Source organism: Arthrobacter sp. Y3225116 (assembly GCF_059091245.1).
In genome coordinates this window covers 1-1,877 of sequence record NZ_JBNHGL010000378.1, presented here as the reverse complement: position 1 = coordinate 1,877, position 1,877 = coordinate 1, and the positions used below count along the sequence as shown (strand labels likewise).

General features: G+C 69.3%; 2 protein-coding genes. One reads left to right on the top strand and one right to left on the bottom strand.

Annotation, left to right across the window (positions count from 1 at the left end):
- Positions 1–17: 17 nt before the first annotated feature.
- Positions 18–1,010, bottom strand: a complete 993-nt coding sequence (locus AC5RV2_RS17545) for a stage II sporulation protein M (protein ID WP_494068191.1) — start codon at positions 1,008–1,010, stop codon at positions 18–20.
- 111 nt (positions 1,011–1,121) lie between these two features.
- Here AC5RV2_RS17545 and AC5RV2_RS17540 point away from each other — a divergent pair.
- Positions 1,122–1,877, top strand: a 756-nt coding sequence (locus tag AC5RV2_RS17540; RefSeq protein ID WP_494093395.1) for an RDD family protein, incomplete at its 3' end; no start/stop codon positions are given.

The window sequence follows — 1,877 nt, the reverse complement described above, 5'->3', positions numbered from 1 at the left end:
GCCTGCCCGGACGGCAGCTACCCGGTGGCGGCGGCCTCGCCGGCGTCGAACCGGCCCAGGTCGCCGCGCTCCCCCGCCAGGTAGGCCCGCCGGCCCACGACGAGGGTATAAATCCAGTAGGCGGCCAGCACCAGCACACCGATGCCCAGGCGCAGCCAGTCCGGCAACTGGCTGGGGGTCACGAAGCCCTCGACCAGTCCGGAGATCAGGAGGACGAGGACCAGCCCCAGGGCTACGGTAATCAGCGACCTGCCTTCCCGGGCCAGCGAGGCGGTGCGGGTGAGCCGGCCGGGCGAGACCCAGGACCAGAAGATCCGCAGTCCGGCCGCCCCGGCAATGAAGATGGCGGTGATCTCCATCAACCCGTGCGGCAGGATGTAGAGGAAGAAGACGTCCAGCCGGTCGTAGGCGGCCATCATCCCGCCGGCCATGCCCACCCCCTGGGCGTTCATGAACAGGATGTACGGCACCCACAGTCCGGTCACTCCGAAGGCCACCGCCTGCGCGGCGATCCAGGCGTTGTTGGTCCACACCATGCCGGCGAAGGAGGCGTTGGGATTTTCCGAGTAGTAATTGACGAAGTCCTCTTCCACGTACTGCCGGATGTCCTCGTCGGACCCCATCGCTTTGATGACCTCGGGGGTTCCCGCCACCCAGGCGCCGAACAGCCAGGCGACCAGGACGAAGAGGGCACCGATGATCACGGTCAGCCAGCGCAGGCGGTAGAACGCGGCCGGCAGCGACAACACGAAGAACTCCGCCACGTCCCGGGCGAAGTTGGAGCGGGCCCCGGTGAACCGCGTCCGGGCGCGCGACAGGCGGGTGGAGAGGGCCGCCGACAGTTGGCCCTCGGCGGCCACCGACCGGATCATCGACAGGTGGGTCGACGTGCGCCGGTAGAGCACGAGCAGTTCATCCGCCTCGGCGCCGGTGAGCCTGCGTTTGGCGCTCAGTTCGTCCAGCCGCTGCCAATCGTGCTCATGCACCGCGGCGAAGGCATCGATATCCACGCTCCTAGCCTAGCCGCCGCGCGCGGAAGATCCGGGGCGCCGCCCGGCCCGCCGCCCCGGATCGATAGAGTGGAACCGGGCGCGGCACAGGCCGCCCGGGAAAGGGATCCGATGAGCAACGTCATCACCGGCGAGGCGGTAGTGCTGGAACTGCGGCCGGCGTCGTTCGGCGTCCGGGCGCTGAGCTCGATCATCGATGTGGTGGCCAACGTGATCCTGCTGATCGCCGCCTTCGTGCTGCTGGCGGAGACCCTCGAGGTCGGGTTCGACGCCGCGGCCGCCCGGGCGCTGGTCATCGCCGTGGTGCTGTTCTTCCTGGTCGGGGTGCCCATCGCCGTCGAAACCCTTACCCGCGGCAAGTCGCTGGGCCGCTGGGCCATGGGCCTGCGGATCGTGCGTGACGACGGCGGTGCCATCCGGTTCCGGCATGCGCTCATCCGCGGCCTCGTGGCGGTCTTCGAACTGTACATCCTGCTCGGTTCGGTGGCCTTCATGGTGGCCCTGTTCAATGACAGGTCCAAGCGGCTCGGCGACCTGCTGGCGGGCACCTACAGCATGCGGGAACGCGTCGCGGTCACGCCGAAGATCCTGCCGGAAATCCCCCCGCAACTTGCACCCTGGGTGAAGCTCGCCGACATGGGGCGGCTGCCGGAGCCGCTGGCCCGGCGGATTATCCAGTTCCTCTCCCAGGCGCCCAAGATGATTCCGGCCTCCCGGGCCCGGTTGGCCACGGCCTTGGCCAACGAGGCGTCCGGCTATGTCTCTCCCCCGCCGCCGGCCGGGACGCCGCCGGAAATGTACCTGCTGGCCGTGATGGCCGAACGGCGCGAACGCGACTTCGTCCGGCTGTCCCGGCAGCAGGAGCGC